Genomic DNA, 22601 nt, shown 5'->3' with positions numbered 1-22601 from the left:
CTTTCTAGTTGATTTCCACCGTCGTGGAGACGGTCGCCTGATCGATGTCGGAGATCCGGACAGTGATCCGCAGTTCCCAGTCTCCCGCCGCCGGCAGGCTGATCTCACCGGTGGCGTGGTTGTCGGTCAGCGGCAGCAGCGGGATCTCGATCGGCTCGACCCCGCTGGCCGGCAACGCCGCCGTGGCCTGCCACTCGATCACCGGCTGCGGCCGGTTGTCCTCGGTGTAGGCGTACAGGTGGACGGAGTTGTTGCCCCGCCGGGCCGGGTCCACCTCGACCTGCAGCGAGTAGATGTCACTGTTCAGCGTGGTGGAGAAGTAGCCGCTGTCGGCCCGCAGGTCCTCGCCGATGGCGGTCCGGGCCGGGGTGGTCTGCACCAGCACCGCGGTGACCGCCAGCACCACGGCGGTGACGGCCAGTTCGGCGACGATCGCCTGCCGCATCCGGCCGGGACGGCCGGCGGCGCTGCGGTTGCGCACCAGCTGCCGCGAGTACGCCGCCACCCCGAGGACCAGCCCGAACAGGCCGATCTTGGCCAGCAGCAACCGGCCGTACGTGGTGCCGAACAGCGCCTCGAGGGTGCCCACCTCGATCAGCGCCTGCACCGTACCGGCCAGCAGCAGGGCACAGACCGCCAACGCCGCCCAGCGCGACCAGATCGGCAGGATCGCGGCGAGTTCCCGCTCCTCGGCCTGCCGGAGCAGGAACACCGCGAGCATCGCCAGACCGCCGAGCCAGACCGCCATCGAGCTGAGGTGTACGGCGTCGATGACGACGGAGACGGCCGGCACCGGCGAGGCGCTCGGGTGTCCGGCCAGTGGCCAGGTGAACACCCCGATGACGGCCAGGACGCCGAGCAGGATCTGGTCACTGCGGCCTTCCGAGCCGGCCAGGAACGGCCGCAGCAGCACCGCCGTGGCGGCCAGCACCCCGAGCCGGACCAGCAGCGCGGCGCCGATCCCGCTGCCGAGGACGTCGCGCAGCGCCGCGCCGTCGGCGTCACCGATCCCGCCGCCGGTGACGTACGGTGCCTGCAGCCAGATGGTGGCCAGGGTGGATGCCGCGACGAGTCCCAGCCCGGCCCAGATCACCCGGCCCGGCCCGCCGCGGTCGAGCCTGCGCGGCCAGAGCATGCTCAGCACCAGCACCGGGCCGACGATCAGCAGCAGCCCGGCGTACCCGACGAACTTGGCCGCCTGGAGCAGCCCGCTGACCAGCGGATCGGTGTCGGCGCCGCCGTCGTCGGTGGGCACCGCCGACGGTGCGCCGACCGAGTAGGTGAAGCCGCCGCTGACCGGGTGTCCGTCGGCGGAGATCACCCGGTAGCTGACCAGGTAGGTGCCGCGCGACGTCTGCTGCTCGACGCCGACGGTGACCACCGCGCCGTCGAAGACAGGTTCGCCCTGGTCGACCCGCTGCCCGTCCGGGGCGATCACCCGTACCCGGTCGGGGACCTGCCGCACCGATTCGGAGAAGGTCAGCACCACTTCGGCCGGGGCGTTCGGCAGCACCGAGTCGGTCACCGGGCTGGTGCTGACCAGGACGGCGTGCGCGCTGGCCGGCGCTGCGGCGGGTAGCAGGACCACGGGCAGCGCCGCCAGCAGCAGGCCGGCGATGGCCGCGAGACGCGACGTCCATCTATTCGTTGCGGCAGTCATGGGCAATATGCTCGCCGGTCCGCCTGGGTCCGCGCGACCCGGCCTCCCCTCATTGGTGGTTGGTCGGCTGGTCGGTGGCCGAAGTTCCGCGATGCCCGGTGTGACGTACGACATCGGATTTTCCGGTTTGATGTCGCGTCGCCGTGGAACTCGGCACCGGGTGCGCAGCGACTAACAGATATGAGGGTACGACCCTGGATCGGTGCCGCCGTCCGCCTCGGGCTGGCCGCCGTCTGGTTGTTCGCCGGCGGATCGAAGGTCACCGACCTGGCCGGGTCCGGCCGGGCGGTCAACGCCTACCAGGTCTTTCCGTACGACCTGGCGATGGTGATCGGCGCCGCGCTGCCCTTCGTCGAACTGGCGCTCGGGGTGCTGCTGCTGATCGGGCTGGCCACCCGGCTCTGCGCGGTCGTCTCAGCCGGCTTGCTGGTCGTCTTCATCGCCGGCATCACCTCCGCGTGGGTGCGCGGGCTGCGGATCGACTGCGGCTGCTTCGGCGTCGGCGGTGAACTGGCCGCCGGGCAGACCCCCGCGTACGGCCCGGAGATCGCCCGCGACCTTGCGTTCCTGGCGCTCGCCGGGTTCCTGGTGTGGTGGCCGCGCACGGCACTGTCGACAGATTCGTGGGTAAACAGCAACAGATAGTCATCTTTCAGGTAGATCGGCGGGTGACGGCGATGAGCCGGCGAGTGGAGCAGAAGAAGGCAGCCCGGGTGGTCCGCGAACAGCTGGCCCGGGAGCGGCGGCGCCAGCGCGCCATCTGGACGTCGGTGGCGGCCGTGGTGGCGCTGGTCCTCGCCGGCATGATCGGCTGGGCCGTCTACCAGACCCAGCGCGGCGGCGAGTACACCGCGCCGCCCGGTGCGGTCGCCGACGACTCCGGCATCCCGATCGGCGACGGCCCGGTCACCGTCGACCTCTACGCCGACTTCCTCTGCCCCGCCTGCCGGCAGTTCGAACAGCAGGTCGGCCCGACCCTGGACCAGCTCGTCGAGGATGGCAGGATCACGCTCGTGTTCCACCCCGTCGCGATCCTCGACCGGCTCAGCGACGACGCGTACTCGACGCGGGCGTCGGCGGCGTCCGGCTGCGCGGCGGCCGGCGGCAAGTTCGAGGAGTACGCCGCCGCGCTCTACGAGCAGCAGCCGGCCGAGGGCGGCCCCGGGCTCAGCGAGGAGCAGCTGATCGCCATCGGCGGTGAGGTCGGGCTGGACACCGGCAGCTTCGGCCAGTGCGTCCGGGACGACACCTACGCCGGCTGGCCGGCCCACGTCACCGAGCAGGCCGGCCGGGCCGGGGTCAGCGGCACCCCGACCGTGATGGTCGACGGCGAGACCGTCGCATCGAGCGCCGAGGCCATCACCGCCGCCGTCGACGCGGCCGGCTGACGTGCTGTTCACCCGACGGCTGGCGGTGTTCGCCGGCGTGGCGGCGGTGCTGCTCACCGGTGCCGCGACGCCGGCCGCCGCGCACGGCGCGGATGCCCCCGCGGCCACCGACTACCGGGTGGCGGTGACCGGCACCGTGCCGGCCGTCGACGGGCTCACCGTACGGGTCGTCGAGGCCGGTGCCCGGCTCGAGCTGACCAACCACAGCGGCCGGCCGATCGAGGTGCTCGGCTACACCGGGGAGCCGTACCTGGAGATCCGACCGGACGGGGTCTACCAGAACCGGCGCTCCCCCACCGCGTACCAGAACGAGACCCTGTCCGGCGACACCCCGGTGCCCGCCGACGCCGATCCGGCCGCACCGCCGGACTGGCGACGGATCGCCGACCGCCCGGTGGTCCGCTGGCACGACCAGCGGACCTACTGGCTGGACGCCGCACCGCCGGACGTGGTGCGGGCCGCACCCGACCAGGTGCACCGGGTACGCGACTGGGTGGTGCCGCTGCGCGACGGCGTCACCCCGGTCGAGCTGCGCGGCACGCTGGACTGGATCCCGCCGCCCGACCCGCTTCGCTGGTGGGGCGGCACGCTGCTCGGCACCGTACTGCTGGCGGTCGCTCTGGTGGCCACCGCCCGGCGCGGCCGGTGGACCGCACAGCTGGTCTCCGCCGGCGGGCTCGCCGTCGGCGGCGCGGCCGCGGTCGGCTATGCGATCGCCCGCGCCGTCGAATCCGGCACCGGTGGGCCGTCCAGCCTCCTCAGCGCGCTGCTCGACGGGCCGGTCTGGGCGTTGCTGACCGGGCTGGCCGCGCTGGCTGCCGCCGGGTACGCGGCACGCCGCCGGCCCGGTGCCGAGCTGGCCCTCGCCCTGACCGGCACCTGCCTGGCGATCTTCGCCGGGGCGGCCAACGCCGCCGTGTTCACCCGGGCGATCGCCCCGGTGCCCGGACCGGCCTGGTGGCCGCGGATCGTGGTCGCCGCCGTCCTGGTCAGCGGGGCCGCCGTGACGCTCGGCGCGGTGCTACGCCTACGCGCGGAGCCCGTCACCGGCCCGGGCGGCGTCGGTCGGGCCGCCGGCGACGGCCCGGAGGGTGTCGGCCCGGACGGTCGCGAGCTGGCGCGCGGCGAGCAGCGGGTCGAAGCCCAACGGTAGCTCCAGCCGGTGCCGGGCCAGCAGTTCCGCGTCGGCGAGCAATTCGGTGGTCGGACCGTCCGCCACCACCCGGCCGCCGTCCAGGATCACCGACCGGTCGCACAGCTCCAACGCGTACGGCAGGTCGTGGGTGACCATCAGGATCGTCACCGGCAGCCGGTGCAGGATCTCGGCCAGCTCACGGCGGGCCGCCGGGTCGAGGTTCGACGACGGCTCGTCCAACACCAGGATCTCCGGACGCATCGACAGCACCGTCGCCACCGCCACCCGCCGCCGCTGACCGAACGACAGGTGCTGCGGGGACCGGTCCCGGTGCTGCGCCATCCCGACAGCGTCGAGCGCCTCGTCGACCCGCGCCGCCAGCTCGGCGCCACGCAGCCCCAGGTTCGCCGGGCCGAACGCCACGTCCTCGGCGACCGTCGGCAGGAACAGCTGGTCGTCCGGATCCTGGAAGACGATGCCGACCCGGCGGCGCACCTCGGCGAGCGTCGCCCGCCGCTGGTCCACCGGCAGCCCGCCGACCTCGACCTGGCCGGACCCGCCCCGCAGTACGCCGTTGAGGTGCAGCACCAGGGTGGTCTTGCCGGCACCGTTAGGCCCCAGCAAAGCCACCCGGGCCCCGGCCGGCACGGTCAGATCCACCCCGTACAGCGCCGGATGCCCGTCCGGATAACTGAACCGCAGGTCACGCACCCGCAGCGACGGCGGCACCGGACCGACAGGCGGCACCGGACCGGCAGGCGGCACCGGGCCGACAGGCCGTGTCGAACCGGCGTCGATCGGATCGCTCACCGCGACAACACCGCCACGGCGGCGATGGTAGCCGCCGTCACCGGCACCGACGCGGCCAGCATCCACTGGCCGACCGTGGCACCGCCGGTGGCCTGCCAGGCGACCGGCATCCGACCGGTGTAACCGCGGGAGATCATCGCCAGGTACACCCGCTCGCCGCGCTCGAACGCCCGGAGGAACAACGCACCGACGCCGGCTGCGAAACCGCGTACTTGCCAGAGGAAACGCGGGTCGTCACCCCGGGAGATCCGGGCGATCCGCATCCGCCGGGCCTCGTCGACCAGCACGTCGACGTAGCGCAGCATGAACGTGGCGATCTGGGTGACGATCGACGGGCAGCGCAGCCGGTCCAGCCCGACCAGCAGGTCACGGCTGGTGGTGGTGGCCGCCAGCAGTAGCGACGCGAGCACCCCGAGGGTGGCCTTGGCCAGGATGTTCCAGCCGCCGTAGAGGCCTTCGACGGACAGGCTCAGACCGGCGACCGGGATCCGTTCACCGCCGGCCAGCAACGGCAACGCGAACGCGAAGGCCACGAACGGGACCTCGATCAGCGACCGCCGGGCCAGCCAGCCGGCCGGCACCCGGGCGACGACGGCGACCGCCACGACCAGCAGCAGATAGCCGCCGAAGGCCCACAGCCGCTCGCGCGGGGTCGCCACCACCACCAGGGTGAACGCCAGCATCGCGGCGATCTTCGTCTCCGGCGGGAGCCGGTGCACCGGGCTGTCCCGCTCCAGGTGCAGCAGTTGTGTGTGCCCGGCTCCCACCGCTGGTCAGCTCTTCGGTCCGCCGGCCGGCGCCTCGATGGCCGCTGCCTCGGCGGCCGGTGTCCCGGCAGCCGGCCGGCGGCTGCGGGTCAGCCAGAACAGCCCACCGGCGACCGCGAAGGTGAGTAGCACCCCGACCGCGCCGGCGACCGCCGTACCGACGAAACCGTTGTCCACGGCGGTCAGGCCGTAGTCGGCGAACGGGCTGTCGGCCAGCTCGTGGTCCTGCGCGCCGGAGCCCATGCAGGCCCCGCCGACGATCTCCTCGCCGTCGAGTTCGCAGCCCTGGGTCGACGCCGAGTCCAGCCCGTCGGGCGAGCCGGAGGCGAAGTTGCTGACCACGCCGGCCAGCAGCAGCGAGACGAACAGACCGGCCAGGACGAAACCGGTGTTGCGCTTCATGCGGCACCTCCGGTGGACACGGGCTGGGTGGTGGTGGGAGCGGCCGGTGTGCTCGGCGTGCTCGGGCGGCGCAGTCCGCGCAGGGCGTACACCAGGTCCGGGCGCGTCCGGGCGACGGTCAGCACGGTGACCGCGGCGATCAACCCCTCACCCACGCCGATCAGGACGTGGGTGCCGGTCATCAGGGCCAGCACCTGACCGAGGCCGAACTCCTGCAGCTGCGTGGTGCCGCCGATGGCGTACTGCAGCACGAAGCTCAACGCGGCGGCGACCACACTGACCACCGACGCGACGAACGCGGTGACCGCCAGCCCGGTCGGGGTACGCGGCAGTAGCCGCAGCAGGACGAAGATCAGCCCGTACGCGGCGGCGGTGCCGACCAGCGCCATGTTGGTGACGTTCGGGCCGATCGCGGTGACCCCGCCATCGGCGAACAGCAGTGCCTGCACGATAAGCACGATCGACACGCAGAGCGCGCCGACCCACGGGCCGACCAGCAGCGCGGCCAGCGCGCCGCCGAGCAGGTGGCCGCTGACCCCGGGCAGCACCGGGAAGTTGAGCATCTGGACGGCGAAGATGAACGCGGCGACCAGGCCGGCCATCGGGGCGAGCCGGTCGTCGAGGTCCCGGCGGCCGCGGACCATGCAGTACCCGAAGGCCACCGCGGCAAGCACGGCGTAGCTGATCGCTACGGGGCCGTTGAGCACCCCGTTCTGGATGTGGAGTGCGAGGGGGTCCACCTGGTTCCTCCCGGCTGGGCAATCCGTTCGTGCGCAGCCAGCCTATTTCGCTATCGCTGCTCTTGCATAGGGCATGCAACTAATCACGGTTGGCGGTCCGACCCGGCCCACGGCCTCGGAGTAGGCTCCGGCCATGACCTCAGCTGCCACCGGCGGGCCGGTCCGCCTCGCGCCAGGCGATTCCGCCCCGGAGTTCACCCTGCCGACCGACAGTGGCGACCAGTTGTCCCTCAAGGAGCTACGCGGGCGCAACGTGGTGCTGTACGCGTACCCCTCGGCGATGACCCCGGGCTGCACGAAGCAGGCATGTGATTTCCGCGACTCGCTCGCCGGACTGCAGGCCGCCGGCTACGAGGTGGTCGGCATCTCTCCCGACAAACCGGAGAAACTCGCCAAGTTCCGCGAGCGCGACGGGCTCACCTTCCCGCTGGTGTCCGACCCGGACAAGACCGTGCTCACCGCGTACGGCGCCTACGGCGAGAAGCAGCTGTACGGCAGGACGGTCACCGGGGTGATCCGGTCGACCTTCGTGATCGACGCCGACGGGCGGATCACCAGGGCGCTGTACAACGTCAAGGCCACCGGCCACGTCGCCAAGCTCCGCCGCGACCTCGGCCTCGACTGACGCAACAACCGGCCCCGGCCCTGGCTCCGGCTCCGGCCGACCGGGATTCGGCTAGCCTGTCCTCGGCACGTAACCTAGAAGCGCTCGGGGCCGTAGCCCAATTGGCAGAGGCATGCGACTTAGGATCGCACCAGTGTGGGTTCAAGTCCCGCCGGCCCTACCCAGCGCCTGGCACTCAGGCCCACCCGGAGTCGACACACCGCGATGATTCCCCCGCTCTCCGTACGGCTGGGCTTCGTTCTTGATCCGCCGCTCGTCGACGAGCTGCGCGAGCGGATCATCGCGCTCTGGGCGGACGCGACCAACGCCGGCGGCGCGGTCGGGTTCGTCGCCCCGGTGACCGTCGCCGACGTGCGTCCGACCGCCGAGGCGGCGTTCGCCGGGGTCGCCGCCGGCGTCGACCGGCTGCTCGTCGGCCACGACGATGCCGGGCTGGCCGCGTTCGTCTTCGTCACCAGCAACCGGTTCGACCTCAAGGAGCACTGGCGGGTGCTCAAGCGGGTGGTGGTCGCACCGGACCGGCAGGGGCGCGGCTACGGGCTGGCCCTGATGGCCGAGGCGGAGCGGGTCGGCCGGTCGATGGGTCTGTCCGCGCTGCAGGTCACCATCCGCGACGGGCACGGGCTGCCGGCGTTCTACCAGCGGTGCGGCTACCGGGAGGTGGGCCGGCTGCCGGGCGCGCTGCGGGTCGCTGACGGCGACGACCGGGACGAGATAATCATGTGGCGGGAGCTGAGCGGCGCACCGGCGAACTGGTCAGCCGCAGACTGACGGCGGGTCGGCAGGAGCCGCAGCCGGCACCGTCGACGGGCTGGCGGCCGCGCCGAGACCCGCTGCACCGGCGGTTGGCGACGGACCCGGCGAGGCCGACCTGGTGGGCGTTGGACCTGGCGACGGTGGTTCGGCGGTCGACGTAGGCGGCGCCGTGGACCGGTCACCGGACCGGTCGGTACCGGAGCCGCCGACGGCCGAGGACGACCCGGACGACCCGGAGCCGGAGCTGGAACCCGATCCGCTGCCGTACAGCCGCACGTCTGTCTGCTGGGTCCGCCCCGGGGCCAACTGGACCCCCGGCACGGTCGCCCGGTTGCCGTACACGTCGGTGACCCGCAGGGAGTACGGGCCGGGGCCGAGCCCGTCGTCGGCGAGCCAGTAGTTGTAGTCGTGCCGGACAAGTCCGCGCCACTCCGATCCGGTTCGGGCCTCGACGGTCGCGAGCGGGTTGCCGTGGTCGGTGACCCGCACCGCGAACCACCACTGCGACGAGCCCTCCTTGACCCGCACCGCGAGCGGCCCGGTCGGCGGGTCGACCACCGCCCGGTAGCTGATGTCGACGATGCCCCGCACCGGGTCGGCGATCCGGGCGAACGCCTCCCGGGACAGGTCGAGGTGACCGACGGCGCACTCCGGGCACTGGTCCATGACGACGACGCGGACGGTGCCGCGTGGACCGGTGACGTCGAGGTGCCCGCCGCACGCGGCGGCGTCGGCGTACTCGGCCGGGCCGAGCGCGACGTACATCCGGTCTGCCGGGGCGCTGTCGAACGAGCAGTTGCCGCCCTGCCCCTGCGCGTCGTAGAAGGTGGCCTTGCCCTGATGGGTGCCGCCGCCGACAGGTGGTGCCGCACAGGCCGGGCTGGCTCCGACCTGGGCGGCCAGCAGCAGGCCGAGCAGGCCGGCCCCGGCCGCGGCCGCACCGCCGGCCAGCCAGCGGGTCCGGCCGGTCCAGGTTGACCGGCCGGCCAAGGTTGACCCACCGGCCCAGGTTGACCGGCCGGCCCGAGGCCGGCGGGCATGGGAGGCGGGTCCGTCGTCGGTCACGTCCGGTGATGCTGCCGTACTGCGACGTACCCGGGCAACGGTCCTAAGTGAGACCTAAGAGTCGGGACCGGCCGCAACCACCACGTTGTCGCCGACGGTGACTCGTCCGGTGCCGTCCGGAATGATGTTCATCCCGAACAGGACGCCCTTCGGCCCACGGTGATGTCGGGCGAGGATCCGCAGCGGCTGTTGGCCGCGTTCGCCGGTGTCCTGGTCGGTCGTGGTGACGACGCAGCGGGTGCAGGCCTTGGCCACCCGGAAGGTGACGTCGCCGATCCGGATCCGACGCCCCAGCCACCCGTCCTCGGCCCAGGCCGGCGCTCCACTGATCACCACGTTGGGGCGGAACCGGTGCATCGGCAACGGCGCGGCCGGGTCGCCCGACTCGACGAGCCAGTCGTTGACCGCGTCGAGGGAGGCCGCGTTGGTCAGCAGCACCGGGTAGCCGTCGGCGAAGCTGACCGTGTCACCGGGACGGCTGTGGTCGGGGTTGACCGCCCGTACCGTCGGGTCGGCCAGCCAGGCCAGTCGGGCCGGTCGGCCGATGACCGCACTGATCCAGGCGTGTGCGGTGGCTTCGGCGAGCCGGGCCGGCACCGGGGCCTTGGCCCGGAAGACGCGGACCTGCACCGGCGGGCCGGCGACCGGTGCGCAAACATCCAGTGTGGGCGCGACCGGTGGGGGGACGTCCGGTGTCGGCCGGCCGGCGGTGTGCAGGGTGAGTCCACCGGCGACGGGCTGGGGGCGGATGTGGACCAGGGCCGGGGCCTCCCGCTGGGTGATGCCGACTCCGTCCGGGTCGATGATCATCCAGCGTCGGTCCCCGGCCAGGCCCCAGGGCTCGACCTGGGCATCGTCGTGGTCGAGGCGGCGACACCCCTTGACCGGGTACGTGTGGAGGGCGGCGACTCGTACGCCGGTCACGACGGCGGCCGGGTACGGACCGGGTTGCGATGCGGCGGCAGGCGTTCCACGCGCTGGTTCTACCACAGCGACCGCCGGTGCCGTCGCGGCCACCGTTGCCGGCTGAATGAAATATTGCATACAGTGTCATGGTGAATGACAGCGAGGTCGTCCCGGCCGCTTCGGCCGAACGGGTGCTCGACCTGTTCACCGGTGTCCGCCTCACCCCCACCCAACGACGGATCGCACACAGCCTGGTGCAGCACGCCGGCTCCGCCGCGTTCCTGTCCGCCGCCGAGGTCGCCGAGCTGGCCCGGGTCAGCCAGCCGTCGGTCACCCGGTTCGCGATGGCGCTCGGCTACGACGGCTACCCGGCGCTGCGCCGCCGGCTACGGGAGTTCGCCGTCAACCCGGCTGGCACCGGCCAGGCCGGCGGCGCGGCCGGCCTGCCGGCACCGCGCGGCGAGTCCCGGCGCGGCGGGCGGCGGGCCTACGCCGCCGACAACGAGATGCAGCGCGCGGTACGCGCCGAGGCCCGGCATCTGAGCACGCTCGCCGACCAGCTGGGTGATCGGGACCGACTCACCGCCGCCGGCACCCTGCTGGCCGGCAGCACCCCGCTGCCGGTACTGGGACTGCGGGCCGCCGCACCACTGGCCACCTACTTCGGATTCTTCGCCGCCAAGGTCCGCCCCGACGTACGGGTGCTCGACAGCGGCGGCAGCCTGCTTCCGGAGCGCCTGGAGCAGACCCGGGAGGCCGGCGCGACCGCGTTGCTGGCCATCGTGCTGCCCCGCTACCCCCGGGAGGCCGTCGACGCGCTGGTCGAGGCGCGCGCCGTCGGCCTGGCCGTGGTGCTGATCACCGACTCCCTACTGAGCCCGGCCGCCGAACACGCCGACCTGGTGCTGCCCGCCCCGGTCGGCGACCAGCTGGTGTTCGACCTGCACGCCGCGCCGATGGCGTTGGCGATGGTGCTGTTGCAGGCGATCTGCGACGCGGCACCGGGTGAGGCACAGCGCCGGCTGGAGCAGTTCGAGCGCTCCGCCGCCCAGCGCAACGTCTTCATCGGCTGACTACCCGGAAGGGACCGCGACATGGCTGAGCTGATCCGGGCGGCGCGCGGCGCCACCCGTACCGCCAAGGGGTGGCCGCAGGAGGCCGCGCTGCGGATGCTGATGAACAACCTCGACCCGGACGTCGCCGAACGCCCCGACGACCTGGTGGTGTACGGCGGCACCGGCCGGGCGGCCCGGGACTGGCCGTCCTACCACGCGCTGGTGGCGACGCTGACCGAGCTGGCCGACGACGAGACGATGCTGGTCCAGTCGGGCCGGCCGGTCGGCGTGCTGCGCACCCACGAATGGGCGCCCCGGGTGCTGCTGGCCAACTCGAACCTGGTCGGCGACTGGGCGACCTGGCCGGAGTTCCGCCGGTTGGAACAGCTCGGCCTGACCATGTACGGGCAGATGACGGCCGGCTCGTGGATCTACATCGGCACCCAGGGCATCCTGCAGGGCACCTACGAGACGTTCGCGGCGGTCGCCGCCAAACTGGCGGCCGACGCCAAACTGGCGGCCGACGCCAAACTGGCGGCCGACGGCGCTCCCGCCGAGGTCACCGACCCGACCGCGCCGCCGGCCTGGATCGACCGGGTCGGCGCCGCGTCGCTGGCCGGCACGCTGACCCTGACCGCCGGCTGCGGCGGGATGGGCGGCGCGCAGCCGCTCGCGGTCACCATGAACGGCGGGGTGTGCCTGATCGTCGACGTCGACCCGCAGCGACTCGCCCGCCGGGTCGCCACCGGCTACCTGGACACCGTCGCCGGCTCGCTGACCGAGGCGGTCGCCCTGACCCAGGCCGCCCGGCGGGACCGGCGGGCGCTGTCGGTCGGCGTGGTCGGCAACGCGGCGACCGTCTTCCCGCAGCTGCTCGCCGACGGCGTCGAGATCGACATCGTCACCGACCAGACCAGCGCCCACGACCCGCTGAGCTACCTGCCGGAAGGGGTCGAGCTGGCCGACGCGGCGGCGTACGCCGGCCGGGCACCACAGGAGTACACGCAGCGGGCCCGCGAGTCGATGGCCCGGCACGTCGCCGCGATGGTCGGCTTCGCCGACGCCGGCGCGGAGGTGTTCGACTACGGCAACTCTATCCGCGACGAGGCCCGGCTCGGTGGCTACGACCGGGCGTTCGACTTCCCCGGTTTCGTGCCGGCGTACATCCGGCCGTTGTTCTGCGCCGGCAAAGGCCCGTTCCGGTGGGCGGCGCTGTCCGGCGACCCGGCCGACATCGCCGCCACCGACCGGGCGATCCTCGACCTGTTCGGCGACAACGAGGCGCTGGCCCGCTGGATCCGCCTGGCCGGCGAACGGGTCGCGTTCCAGGGGTTGCCGGCCCGGATCTGCTGGCTCGGGTACGGCGAACGGGAACTCGCCGGGGTGCGGTTCAACGAGATGGTGGCCCGCGGTGAGCTGGCCGCCCCGGTGGTGATCGGCCGGGACCACCTGGACTGCGGGTCGGTGGCGTCGCCGTACCGGGAGACCGAGGCGATGGCCGACGGCTCCGACGCGATCGCCGACTGGCCACTGCTCAACGCCCTGGTCAACACGGCCAGCGGCGCGTCCTGGGTGAGCATCCACCACGGCGGCGGGGTCGGCATCGGCCGGTCGATCCACGCCGGTCAGGTCTGCGTCGCCGACGGGTCGGCGCTGGCCGGGCAGAAGATCGAACGGGTGCTGCGCAACGACCCGGCGACCGGGGTGCTGCGCCACGTCGACGCCGGCTACCAGCTGGCCGGTCAGATCGCCGCCGCGCACGACCTGCCGGTGCCGATGGGCCGCCGATGACCGGCCCGGCCCCGGTGACCGCCGCTGATCCGCTGGTCGAACGGTTCCGGGCGATGTGGGCGCAGCTGGCCGACATCGGCCGTGACCCGGGCACCGGCGGCTACCTGCGCTACGCCTGGTCGGCGGCGGAGCTGACCTGCCGGGAGTGGTTCACCACCGAGGCGGTCCGACGCGGGCTTGCGGTGCGGGCCGACGGCAACGGCAACCTGTGGGCCGACTGGGTACCGTCTGGTGTGGACCCCGATGCCCCGGCGGTGGTGACCGGCAGCCACTTCGACTCGGTGCCGCACGGCGGCGGCTACGACGGGCCGCTGGGCATCGTGTCGGCGCTGCTCGCCGTCGACGAGCTGCGGGACCGTGGGTTCACCCCGGCCCGGCCGGTGACCGTCGCCGCGTTCGTCGAGGAGGAGGGGGGCCGGTTCGGCCTGGCCTGCCTCGGATCGCGGCTGCTCACCGGCGGCGTGTCTGCGCAGTACGCGCTGGCGCTGACCGACTCCGACGGGGTGACGGTGGCCGAGGCGATGCGGGCGGCCGGCGCCGACCCGGCGGCGGCCGGACCGGACCCGGACCGGCTGGCCAGGATCGGGGTCTTCGTCGAGCTGCACGTCGAGCAGGGCCGGGCGTTGGTCGACCTCGGCGCCCCGGTCGGGGTGGCCAGCATTATCTGGCCGCACGGCCGGTGGCGGCTGGAGTTCACCGGGTCCGGCGACCACGCCGGCACCACCCGGATGGTCGACCGCCGGGACCCGATGCTGACCTGCGCGCACACCGTACTCGCCGCCGATGCGCAGGCCCGCCGGCTGGGCGCGCACGCCACCATCGGCCGGATCTCGGTGCGGCCCAACGCCACCAACGCGATCCCGGCCCAGGTGCACGCCTGGCTGGACGCGCGGGCCGCCGACACCACCGCACTGGCCACGCTGGTCGAGGCGGTCGGGGCCGACGCGGCGGCCCGGGCACAGGCGGACGGTACGTCGGTGGCGGTGGTCCGCGAGTCGGACAGCCCGCCGGTCGCCTTCGACCCGGACCTGACCGACCGGATCGCCATGGCGGTGGGTGCGCGGCGGACCGGCGCGGTGCCGGTGCTGCCGACCGGCGCGGTGCCGGTGCTGCCAACCGCCGCCGGGCACGACGCCGGCGTCCTGGCCGGACACGTGCCGACGGCGATGATCTTCGTACGGAATCCGACCGGGGTGTCGCACGCCCCGGACGAGCACGCCACCGACGACGACTGCGCCGCCGGGGTGCGGGCCCTCGCCGCCGCGCTGGCCGACCTGGCCGGCGAATGAGGCGGCCGGCGGATCGGGCGGCCCGGACGAAGGTGCCGGCAACCGGGGCGGCGCGGATGAGGTGGTACGCCGAACACGCCTGGCTGGGTGGGCCGGCCCCGGCGGCCGGGGTGCTGATCGAGGCCGAGGCGGGCCGGTTCACCGCGGTCACCGCCGGGGTGGCGGCACCGCCGGGCGTACCGAGGCTCGCCGGGGTGACCCTGCCCGGCCTGGCCGACACCCACTCGCACGCCTTCCACCGGGCGCTGCGCGGGCGGACCCACGACGACCGGGGCAGCTTCTGGACCTGGCGGGACCGGATGTACGCGGTCGCCGGGCGCCTCGACCCGGACAGCTACCTGGCGCTGGCCCGCGCGGTGTACGCCGAGGCGGCGCTCGCCGGGGTGACCTGCGTCGGCGAGTTCCACTACCTGCACCACGATCCGCAGGGCCGGCGCTACGCCGAGCCGAACGTGATGTCCGACGCGCTCGCGCAGGCCGCCACCTACGCCGGGCTGCGACTCACCCTGCTGGACACCTGCTACCTGACCGCCGGGGTGGACGGGGCACCGCTGGCCGGGGTGCAGCGCCGGTTCGGCGACGCCGACGCGGCCGACTGGGCGGACCGGTCCGCCGGGTGGCGGCCCACCGGCGACCACGTCCGGGCCGGCGCGGCGGTCCACTCGGTACGGGCGGTACCGGCCGCCGAGCTGCCGGTCGTCGCCGGGGCGGCGGCGCAGCGGGGTGCCCCGCTGCACGTGCACCTGTCGGAGCAGCCGGCGGAGAACGCGGCCTGTCTGGCCCGGTACGGTCGGACCCCGACGGCGCTGCTGGCCGACGCCGGGGTGCTCGGCCCGACGACGACCGCGGTGCACGCCACCCACCTGACCGATACCGACGTGACGCTGCTGGCCGGAGCGCGGGCCGGGGTCTGCCTCTGCCCGACCACCGAGCGGGACCTGGCCGACGGGATCGGCCCGGCCGGCCCGCTGGCGGCCGCCGGGGTCACGCTCAGCGTGGGCAGTGACAGCCACGCGGTGGTCGACCTGTTCGAGGAGGCACGGGCGGTGGAGACACACGAGCGGCTGCGTACCGGCCGGCGGGGGCACTTCTCCCCCGGCGAGCTGATCTCGATGGCCGCCGGAGCCGGGCACGCCGCGCTGGGCTGGGCCGACGCCGGCCGGATCGCGGTCGGCGCCCGCGCCGACCTGGTCACCGTCCGATGCGACAGCGTACGGACCGCCGGGGTCGACCCGGCCGGGCTGGTGTTCGCGGCGACCGCCGCCGACGTCACCGACGTGGTGGTCGACGGCCGTCCGGTGGTCGCCGACGGCCGGCATCTGCACGTCGACGTACCGACCGAACTGGTCGCCGCGATCCGGGCGTTGACCCGGTGATGGCGGCGGGCGGCACGCTGCTGGTGACCGGCATCGGGGAGCTGGTCACCAACGACCCTGCGCACGACGGCGGGCCGCTTGGGCTGCTCACCGACGCGGCGGTGCTGGTCGACGGCGACCGGGTCGCCTGGGTGGGGCGCGCGGCGCACGCACCGGCCGCCGACCGGCGGTTGGACGCGGGCGGCCGGGCCGGCCTGCCCGGTTTCGTGGACAGTCACGCGCATCTGGTCTTCGCTGGGGACCGGGCGGGCGAGTTCGCCGCCCGGATGGCCGGGGTCCGCTACGACGGCGGCGGCATCCGGACCACGGTGGCGGCGACCCGCGCCGCCAGCGACGACGAGCTGCGCTGCACCGTCGGGCGGCTGCGCCGTGAGGCGCTGCGGCAGGGCAGCACCACGATCGAGATCAAGAGCGGGTACGGGCTCAGCGTCACCGACGAGGCCAGGTCGGTGCGGGTGGCGGCGGAGTTCACCGACGAGACGACGTTCCTCGGCGCCCATGTGGTGCCGGCCGAGTACGCGGACCGCCCCGACGGCTACGTCGATCTGGTCACCGGCCCGATGCTGGCCGCCGCAGCCCCGTACGCCCGCTGGGTGGACGTGTTCTGCGAACGCGGCGCGTTCGACGCCGACCAGGCCCGCGCGGTGCTGGCCGCCGGGGCCGCGGCCGGCCTGGGGTTACGGGTGCACGCCAACCAGCTGGGTCCCGGCCCTGGGGTGGCGGTGGCGGTGGAGCTGGGGGCGGCCAGCGCCGACCACTGCAGCTATCTGTCCGATGCGGACGTCGCCGCGCTGGCTGGGTCGTCAACGGTGGCGACGCTGCTGCCGGGCGCGGAGTTCTCCACCCAGTCGCCGTACCCGGACGCCCGCCGGCTGCTCGACGCCGGCGCCACAGTGGCCTTGGCCACCGACTGTAACCCGGGTTCGTCGTACACCACGTCGATGCCGTTCTGTGTGGCGCTGGCGGTCCGGGAAATGGCGATGACCCCGGCGGAGGCGGTCTGGGCGGCAACCGCCGGCGGTGCCCGAGCGCTGCGCCGCGCCGACGTCGGCGTGCTGCGCCCGGGTGCCCGCGCCGACCTGCTGCTGCTCGAGGCACCGTCCCATCTGCACCTGGCCTACCGGCCGGGTGTGCCGCTGATCCATCAGGTCCTGCACGACGGAGTACCGACATGTCCACTGTGACGATCGAACCGGACGGGATGACCGCCGCACAGGTGCGGGCGGTGGCCCGGGACGGGGCACGGGTCGAGTTGAGCCCCGGTGCGGTCGCGGCGATGACCCGCAGCCGCGACATCGTCGAGTCGATCGAACGCGACGGCCGCCCGGTGTACGGCGTCTCCACCGGGTTCGGTGCGCTGGCCAGCAGTTTCGTCGCACCGGACCGGCGTTCGGAGCTGCAGCACGCGCTGATCCGTTCGCACGCGGCGGGGGTCGGCGCGCCGATGCCCGACGAGGTGGTCCGGGCCATGCTGGTGCTGCGGGTGCGGTCGCTGGCGCTGGGTCGTTCCGGGGTGCGTCCGCTGCTCGCGCAGGCGCTGCTGGACCTGCTCAACCATCGGATCACTCCGTGGGTGCCGGAGCACGGGTCGCTCGGTGCCTCCGGTGACCTGGCGCCGTTGGCGCACTGCGCGCTGGTGCTGATGGGCGAGGGCTGGGCGCGGGACCCGGACACCGGGGACCGGGTCGACGGCGCCGTGGCATTGCGTCGGGCCGGGCTGGCCCCGGTGGAGCTGGCCGCCAAGGAGGGGCTGGCGCTGATCAACGGCACCGACGGGATGCTCGGCATGCTGCTGCTGGCGGTCGAGGACGCCGGGCACCTGTTCACCATGGCCGACGTCACCGCCGCGCTGGCGATCGAAGCGATGCTCGGCTCGGACCGGCCGTTCCAGGCCGACCTGCACACCATCCGGCCGCATCCCGGTCAGGGCGTGTCGGCGGGCAACATCCACCGGCTGCTGCAGGACTCGGCGGTGATGGACTCGCACCGCGACGATCTGCTGCACGCGGTGCAGGACGCGTACTCGATGCGGTGCGCGCCGCAGGTGGCCGGGGCGGCCCGGGACACGCTGGCGTTCGCCGGCACGGTCGCCGGCCGGGAGCTGCGGTCGGTGGTGGACAACCCGGTGGTGCTGCCGGACGGACGGGTCGAGTCGACCGGCAACTTCCATGGCGCGCCACTCGGCTTCGCCGCCGACTTCCTGGCCATCGCGGCCGCCGAGGTCGGGTCGATCAGCGAACGCCGGGTGGACCGGCTGCTGGACGTGAACCGGTCCCGGGGCCTGCCGGCGTTCCTGTCCCCGGACGCCGGGGTCAACTCCGGGCTGATGATCGCCCAGTACACCGCCGCCGGCATCGTCGCGGAGAACCGCCGGCTGGCCGCACCGGCCTCGGTGGACTCGGTGCCGACCTCCGGGATGCAGGAGGATCACGTGTCGATGGGCTGGGCGGCGACCCGCAAGCTGCGTACCGTGCTGGACAACCTGACCAGCCTGCTGGCGGTGGAGCTGCTGGCGGCGGTACGCGGTCTGCAGCTGCGCGCCCCGTTACGGCCGTCGCCGGCCGGCCAGGCGGCGGTGAAGCTGGTCGGCGCATTGGCCGGTCAGCCGGGGCCGGACATCTTCCTGGCCCCGGTGCTGGAAGCCGTCCGAGACGTGGTCGCCGGCCGGGAGCTGCGCACCGCGATCGAATCCGAGATCGGCCCCCTGCACTGACCAGACGGTGACGTTCGCCTGTCTGCTGGACACAAGGTGGGTGAGCTGCTCGCGCATGACGTCGCTGCCGCCGACCCGCGCCGGATGGTGCCTCGTTCAGGGTCACGGGCCGAGTAGGGCCAGCGGTACGACCGCGATGTCGTCGCGGCGCCGAAAGGCGTGTTCGCCCGCGTACACGACAATTCCATCGATCAGCTCCTTGCCGATGCGGTCGCGGAGCCATCGCAGGTGCTTTGTGTCGGCGTCCTCGACGCGATCGGCCAGCTTGACTTCGACACCCAGCACTCGGCCGTCCGCGTGTTGGACGATCAGGTCCACCTCGTGATCGCCGTTGCGGGTGCGCAGATGACCAACTCGGGCCTCCGCGGCCTCTGCGTAGGTGTGAATGCTCAGCGCGGCGAGGTGCTCGAAGAGCGCGCCGAGGATCGTGCCTTCTGGCCGGTCCGTGCTGCCCTGCTCGGCGCGCAACAGCGCGGCGCCGTCGAGCCCGAGCAGCCGGGCAGCCAACGCTGGGTCGGCAAGGTGGTGTTTGGCCGCTTGGCCGAGCCGGTCCAGGTGGTTGTGGCTGGGAATCCACGGCGGTATCGCATCGAGTAGCCACAGTGATGTCAGGGCGTCGCGGTAGGCGAGGGTGGTCTCCTTGGCCGGTTTGTTCGCCAGCCCGGCGGTTGCCGCGTCGAGAATCTTCGAGTACGCCGTCGTGGTTGATGTCGCGGCCGCGTACGCGGCTAGCCACGCACGCAGCACGGCCGGCCGGCGAACCGGATAGCCCTGCTCGGGGAACTCCCGCTGGACGACGTTGTCCAGGTACGCGTCCAACTCCCTTCGACGCACCCGAGGCGGCAATCCACGGATGGCAGGAAAGCCCGACGCCACGATCTCCTCGACATAGTCCGTCAACCGGAGCTTGGTGGCACCGCCGACGACGCGGTCGCCCGCCAGCAGCGCCGCCAGGCTCACGGTCGGCGTTTCGATGGCCCGCTCGGCCAGACTCAGCGGCCGCATCCGCATCGGCACCATCCGCCCGGCACCGGAGTGGACGACTGCGCCCCGCGGTGCCGAGCTTCCAGCGACAATGAAGTGACCGGGCGGGGAGCCGGCATCGACGGCACGCCGCACGTAGTCCCACACCTCGGGCAGGCGCTGCCACTCGTCCACCAGCACCGGCCCCGGCAGCCGGGTCAGGATCGACGGGTCAGCCGTGACGATCTCGCGCTGGGCGGCCAGACTGAGATCGATGACCGACGCGGCTCGTTGCATCGCCGTCGCTGTCTTCCCAACCCCCTTCGGCCCGTGGATCGACAAGGCACGAAGATGCGGCTGAAGCTCATCCAGCGTGCCGTCCAGGACGCGGCGCCGATACTCGACCACAGAGGCACTCTACTAAACGCAGGACCCATAGTCTGCCAATCGCAGAGGTTCTAGTCTGCCAATCGCAGGCAAATCCGCCAGCGACGCCTCGCCGTCCACCCCAGCCGGCACATGCTCCGCCACCGGCACCGACCGCTGGGCCACCTCCGGCTCCACCGCCGTCCCCACCGGCGCAGCCACCTCCTGCGGAGCCACCAACGCGGACGCCACCACCACCGTCACCCCAGCGACCCGGCACGGCACACCCGACAACCACACCCGACCAGCCCGACGATCCGACATAGCCACCCCGAAGATCAACACAGGTAGCCAGCACCCTACGGCGACCACAGCGTCACCAAAAGACGCCAGAGCGTAAATATGGGAAGAATCTGAGTACGAACTGAATCAAGCACCAACGGCAGCGGCGAACCCCACCAATCAACCTCCAAAGGCGACCTAGTGGACACCGGCGAGCAGGGCGGCACGTACCGGTGTCAGATGCCCCGGCCGCGCTTGTGCAGGGTACGGAGCACCAGGTCCGGCCGTACCGCTCGGCTGGCGACGGCGAGGGCGAGGTAGGCGCGCGGCTCGCGCGGGTTGCGGGCCAGGGTGTGCCGGGCCCAGCGGATCGCCCCGCGGCGGTGCCCGGCCGCGGCCTCGGCGAAGGCGATCTGTCCGGCGACCCGGGCCTCGCCGGCCGGCTCGGTGGCGAACTCCGGGTAGCGGTCCAGCAGCCACTGCAGGGCGGTGGCGATGGTGTCCCAGCGCTGCGCGAAATAGGACCGCTTGTGCCAGCGGACCAGCACGTACGGCGTACGTAGGTTGCGCAGCGGCGCGCTGCGGGCGGCCCGGAGCAGGAACTCGTAGTCCTCCGCGTAGCTGCCCGGAATCTCCTCGTCGACCAGCCCGAAGCCGTCGACCAGCGCCGCGCGGCGGATCAGGAAGGTCGACGGGTGCAGCTCGGTCATCCGGTCCCGCAGCAGCGCGGCGAGCGACACGCTGTCGAGGTCGAGCACCCGGTCGTTGACGGTGCCGTCGTAGCTGACCTGGATGCCGCAGCTGACGAACTCGGCGTCCGGGTGGGCGAGCAGCTCGTCGACCTGGGCGGCGAGCTTGCCGGGGAGCCACCGGTCGTCGTCATCACAGAACGCGACCAGCTCGCCGGTCGCGGCCAGGATGCCGCTGTTGCGGGCACCGGCCAGGCCGGCGGTCCGGCCGTTGCTGATCACCCGGACCGGCCGGTGCGGGTCGTCACTGGCCAGCGTGGTGTCCGGGGTGGACTGATCGTAGACCACGACCACGTCGACAGGTGCCGGATAGTCCTGCTCGCAAATCGCGGCGATGGCCTCGCGTAGCAGCTCGGGCCGGTCCCGGGTGGGGACCACGACGCTGATCGTCGGGGCCCGGCCGGCGGTCAACGCGACCGCCGGCTGAGCACGCGGCGCGGGTTCGCCGACGAGATCAGCCCTTCGATGATCTCGCCGACCCGGGCGACGGCCGCGAGTCGTGCCGTGTCGGTGCCGGCGTCGGCGGTGACGCCGAAGCTCGCCGGGGCGCGCAGCCCGGCCTCCAGCGCCTCGAACAGCGCCGTACGCGACTGGCAGAGCCGGATCAGCCCGGCGTCGGCCAGCCGGCGGGCGAACAGCATCTGATGGTCGTCGACGTGCTCGTCCAGAGTGGGATCCCGGGGTACGACGATCGGCAGATGCCGGTGCCGACGGGCTTCGAGGATGGTCGCCGGGCCGCCGTGGCACACCACCAGGGTGGCCCGCTGCATAGCCTGTTGCAGGGCGTCGTGGTCGAGAAAGTCGATCGCCCCGGCCAGCTCCGGTGCCCGGCTGTGCCCGTACTGCACAATCAGCTCGGCTCGGTCGGCGGCAGCGGCGTGCCAGTCCTCCAGCCAGCCGATCAGCCGGTCGAACCGGTGCCGGTCGGTTCCGACAGCGACCAGGATGGTGCCGGTACGCGACCCACCGCGCTGCCGGGGGATTCGTGCGGCGACGCTGGTCGGCCCGGTGTTCGACAACGCGGATTCCACCACGATCAACTCCTTGACCTGGCCACTTCTACTCTTGTTACGTTGACATGTCATCGTCGTTTATAAATGCGCACAGTTATAGCAGGTTGCCGACGACGGTCGCCTCCGGGTACTGGCGCCGCTGCTCCTCCCACTGCACGAGCATCGCCGACAGGAAAGGGCGGCACAGCCGCGCGGTGAGCGTCGCCGTGTCGATGCGGTCATAGACCTCGATGTAGATCGCCGGCACCCCGCGCAACCAGGCAAGAAACACGAAGGGAAAGGCCACTCCGGCACCGGTGGTGATCACGGCGGCGACCCGCCGCCGCCGGAAGATCCGCGCGGCGAGCCGGGCATTGCGGACCAGGTTCCGCAGGTTCCGGGTCGTCGGATGGTGCGCCCACATGACATCCTCGCCACGCAACAGCGACGTGGCGTCCGGCGTGTCGAAGGTCACCCAGCACCGGGTTCGGTTGACGTACCACGGCTCGAGCGCAAGCAACTGCGCGAGGTGACCACCGCTCGAGCCGACGAGCAGGAGCGTGGGTGCACTGTCAACGTCAGGCACGTTGTTGGCCACAGACGCCCCCAGAGTTCACTAGCCGGCCAACCGCTGTTTGGATTAACAATATATGCGACCACGGCCGGAAAGAAAATTGGCGGAGGTCGCTTGACACCTTCCCGTCGATCCACTTGACCTGCGACAACATCCCCGATCACCACAGTTCGCAACTACACACCGAAACCGTCCGA

Annotated in this window: 20 protein-coding genes, 1 tRNA gene and 3 pseudogenes; 13 read left to right on the top strand and 11 right to left on the bottom strand. The window is 72.9% G+C overall.

Features of this window, described 5'->3' with window-relative positions:
• Positions 1-4: 4 nt before the first annotated feature.
• Positions 5-1660 (bottom strand): copper resistance protein CopC, encoded by a 1656-nt coding sequence (locus tag O7629_RS03625; RefSeq protein WP_278167477.1) that lies wholly within the window; start codon positions 1658-1660, stop codon positions 5-7.
• Between the two features lie 180 nt (positions 1661-1840).
• Here O7629_RS03625 and O7629_RS03620 point away from each other — a divergent pair, with 180 nt between their 5' ends.
• From O7629_RS03620 to O7629_RS03610, 3 genes are read left to right on the top strand one after another with little or no spacing between them, the layout of a single operon-like run.
• Entirely contained in the window at positions 1841-2305 is a 465-nt protein-coding gene (locus tag O7629_RS03620) for a MauE/DoxX family redox-associated membrane protein (RefSeq protein WP_278167476.1), read from the top strand.
• Between the two features lie 32 nt (positions 2306-2337).
• Complete coding sequence (locus tag O7629_RS03615) at positions 2338-3048, top strand: thioredoxin domain-containing protein (protein WP_278167475.1); 711 nt, start codon at positions 2338-2340, stop codon at positions 3046-3048.
• Position 3049: 1 nt separating this feature from the next.
• Positions 3050-4201, top strand: a complete 1152-nt coding sequence (locus O7629_RS03610; RefSeq protein ID WP_278167474.1) for a hypothetical protein — start codon at positions 3050-3052, stop codon at positions 4199-4201.
• Here O7629_RS03610 and O7629_RS03605 read toward each other — a convergent pair.
• The 4 genes and pseudogenes from O7629_RS03605 to O7629_RS03590 all read right to left on the bottom strand — a co-directional run.
• A pseudogene (locus tag O7629_RS03605) lies at positions 4181-4948 on the bottom strand (ABC transporter ATP-binding protein); the annotation flags it as partial. The gene O7629_RS03610 and the pseudogene O7629_RS03605 overlap by 21 nt on opposite strands.
• A 41-nt stretch (positions 4949-4989) precedes the next feature.
• Positions 4990-5760 (bottom strand): cobalt ECF transporter T component CbiQ, encoded by a 771-nt coding sequence (gene cbiQ, locus O7629_RS03600; protein ID WP_278167473.1) that lies wholly within the window; start codon positions 5758-5760, stop codon positions 4990-4992.
• Between the two features lie 6 nt (positions 5761-5766).
• Positions 5767-6162: a PDGLE domain-containing protein gene (locus tag O7629_RS03595; protein ID WP_278167472.1), complete on the bottom strand. Its 396-nt coding sequence runs from the start codon at positions 6160-6162 to the stop codon at positions 5767-5769.
• Entirely contained in the window at positions 6159-6902 is a 744-nt protein-coding gene (locus O7629_RS03590; protein ID WP_278167470.1) for an energy-coupling factor ABC transporter permease, read from the bottom strand. The genes O7629_RS03595 and O7629_RS03590 overlap by 4 nt, the downstream gene beginning before the upstream one ends.
• Before the next feature lie 133 nt (positions 6903-7035).
• Here O7629_RS03590 and bcp point away from each other — a divergent pair, with 133 nt between their 5' ends.
• The 3 genes from bcp to O7629_RS03575 all read left to right on the top strand — a co-directional run bounded on the left by bcp (position 7036) and on the right by O7629_RS03575 (position 8298).
• Positions 7036-7527: a thioredoxin-dependent thiol peroxidase gene (bcp, locus tag O7629_RS03585; RefSeq protein WP_278167469.1), complete on the top strand. Its 492-nt coding sequence runs from the start codon at positions 7036-7038 to the stop codon at positions 7525-7527.
• Between the two features lie 86 nt (positions 7528-7613).
• A tRNA-Leu gene (locus O7629_RS03580) sits at positions 7614-7687 on the top strand.
• A gap of 44 nt (positions 7688-7731) precedes the next feature.
• A complete protein-coding gene (locus O7629_RS03575; protein WP_278167468.1) occupies positions 7732-8298 on the top strand; it encodes a GNAT family N-acetyltransferase in 567 nt (188 codons plus the stop codon).
• On the opposite strand, the gene O7629_RS03570 is transcribed toward O7629_RS03575, so the two are convergent.
• A complete protein-coding gene (locus O7629_RS03570) occupies positions 8284-9273 on the bottom strand; it encodes an expansin EXLX1 family cellulose-binding protein (RefSeq protein WP_278167467.1) in 990 nt (329 codons plus the stop codon). The genes O7629_RS03575 and O7629_RS03570 overlap by 15 nt on opposite strands.
• 129 nt (positions 9274-9402) lie before the next feature.
• Positions 9403-10272 carry an MOSC N-terminal beta barrel domain-containing protein gene (locus O7629_RS03565; protein WP_278167466.1) on the bottom strand — a complete coding sequence of 290 codons (870 nt, stop codon included), beginning with the start codon at positions 10270-10272 and terminating at the stop codon, positions 9403-9405.
• Positions 10273-10403: 131 nt separating this feature from the next.
• Between O7629_RS03565 and O7629_RS03560 the strand changes: the two genes are divergently transcribed.
• The 7 genes and pseudogenes from O7629_RS03560 to hutH all read left to right on the top strand — a co-directional run bounded on the left by O7629_RS03560 (position 10404) and on the right by hutH (position 18478).
• Positions 10404-11327, top strand: coding sequence for a MurR/RpiR family transcriptional regulator (locus O7629_RS03560; RefSeq protein ID WP_278167465.1), 924 nt, complete (start codon positions 10404-10406; stop codon positions 11325-11327).
• Positions 11328-11348: 21 nt separating this feature from the next.
• Positions 11349-11804: pseudogene (locus O7629_RS33585) on the top strand (urocanate hydratase); the annotation flags it as partial.
• A 114-nt stretch (positions 11805-11918) separates the two neighbouring features.
• Positions 11919-13100: pseudogene (hutU, locus tag O7629_RS03555) on the top strand (urocanate hydratase); the annotation flags it as partial.
• Complete coding sequence (locus O7629_RS03550; protein WP_278167463.1) at positions 13097-14389, top strand: allantoate amidohydrolase; 1293 nt, start codon at positions 13097-13099, stop codon at positions 14387-14389. The pseudogene hutU and the gene O7629_RS03550, both read left to right, overlap by 4 nt.
• Before the next feature lie 56 nt (positions 14390-14445).
• Positions 14446-15765 (top strand): formimidoylglutamate deiminase, encoded by a 1320-nt coding sequence (locus O7629_RS03545; RefSeq protein ID WP_278167462.1) that lies wholly within the window; start codon positions 14446-14448, stop codon positions 15763-15765.
• A complete protein-coding gene (hutI, locus tag O7629_RS03540) occupies positions 15765-16949 on the top strand; it encodes an imidazolonepropionase (RefSeq protein WP_278167461.1) in 1185 nt (394 codons plus the stop codon). Before O7629_RS03545 ends, hutI begins: the two co-directional genes overlap by 1 nt.
• Complete coding sequence (gene hutH / locus O7629_RS03535) at positions 16937-18478, top strand: histidine ammonia-lyase (protein ID WP_278167460.1); 1542 nt, start codon at positions 16937-16939, stop codon at positions 18476-18478. The genes hutI and hutH overlap by 13 nt, the downstream gene beginning before the upstream one ends.
• A 102-nt stretch (positions 18479-18580) precedes the next feature.
• Here the strand turns inward: hutH and O7629_RS03530 are convergent, their stop codons facing one another.
• The 4 genes from O7629_RS03530 to O7629_RS03515 form a co-directional block, all read right to left on the bottom strand.
• Complete coding sequence (locus tag O7629_RS03530; RefSeq protein ID WP_278167459.1) at positions 18581-19849, bottom strand: DUF4143 domain-containing protein; 1269 nt, start codon at positions 19847-19849, stop codon at positions 18581-18583.
• Between the two features lie 476 nt (positions 19850-20325).
• Positions 20326-21249, bottom strand: coding sequence for a glycosyltransferase family A protein (locus tag O7629_RS03525; protein WP_278167458.1), 924 nt, complete (start codon positions 21247-21249; stop codon positions 20326-20328).
• Entirely contained in the window at positions 21246-21869 is a 624-nt protein-coding gene (locus O7629_RS03520) for a glycosyltransferase (RefSeq protein WP_278174389.1), read from the bottom strand. The genes O7629_RS03525 and O7629_RS03520 overlap by 4 nt, the downstream gene beginning before the upstream one ends.
• A 76-nt stretch (positions 21870-21945) precedes the next feature.
• On the bottom strand, positions 21946-22428 hold the full coding sequence (locus O7629_RS03515) for a UDP-N-acetylglucosamine--LPS N-acetylglucosamine transferase (protein WP_278167457.1): 483 nt from the start codon (positions 22426-22428) through the stop codon (positions 21946-21948).
• Positions 22429-22601 lie beyond the last annotated feature (173 nt).

Origin of the sequence: Solwaraspora sp. WMMD792, from assembly GCF_029626105.1 — a bacterium.
Lineage (GTDB): Bacteria > Actinomycetota > Actinomycetes > Mycobacteriales > Micromonosporaceae > Micromonospora_E.
Note: the sequence above shows the minus strand (reverse complement) of the source record. Positions and strands in the feature narration are given on the sequence as shown.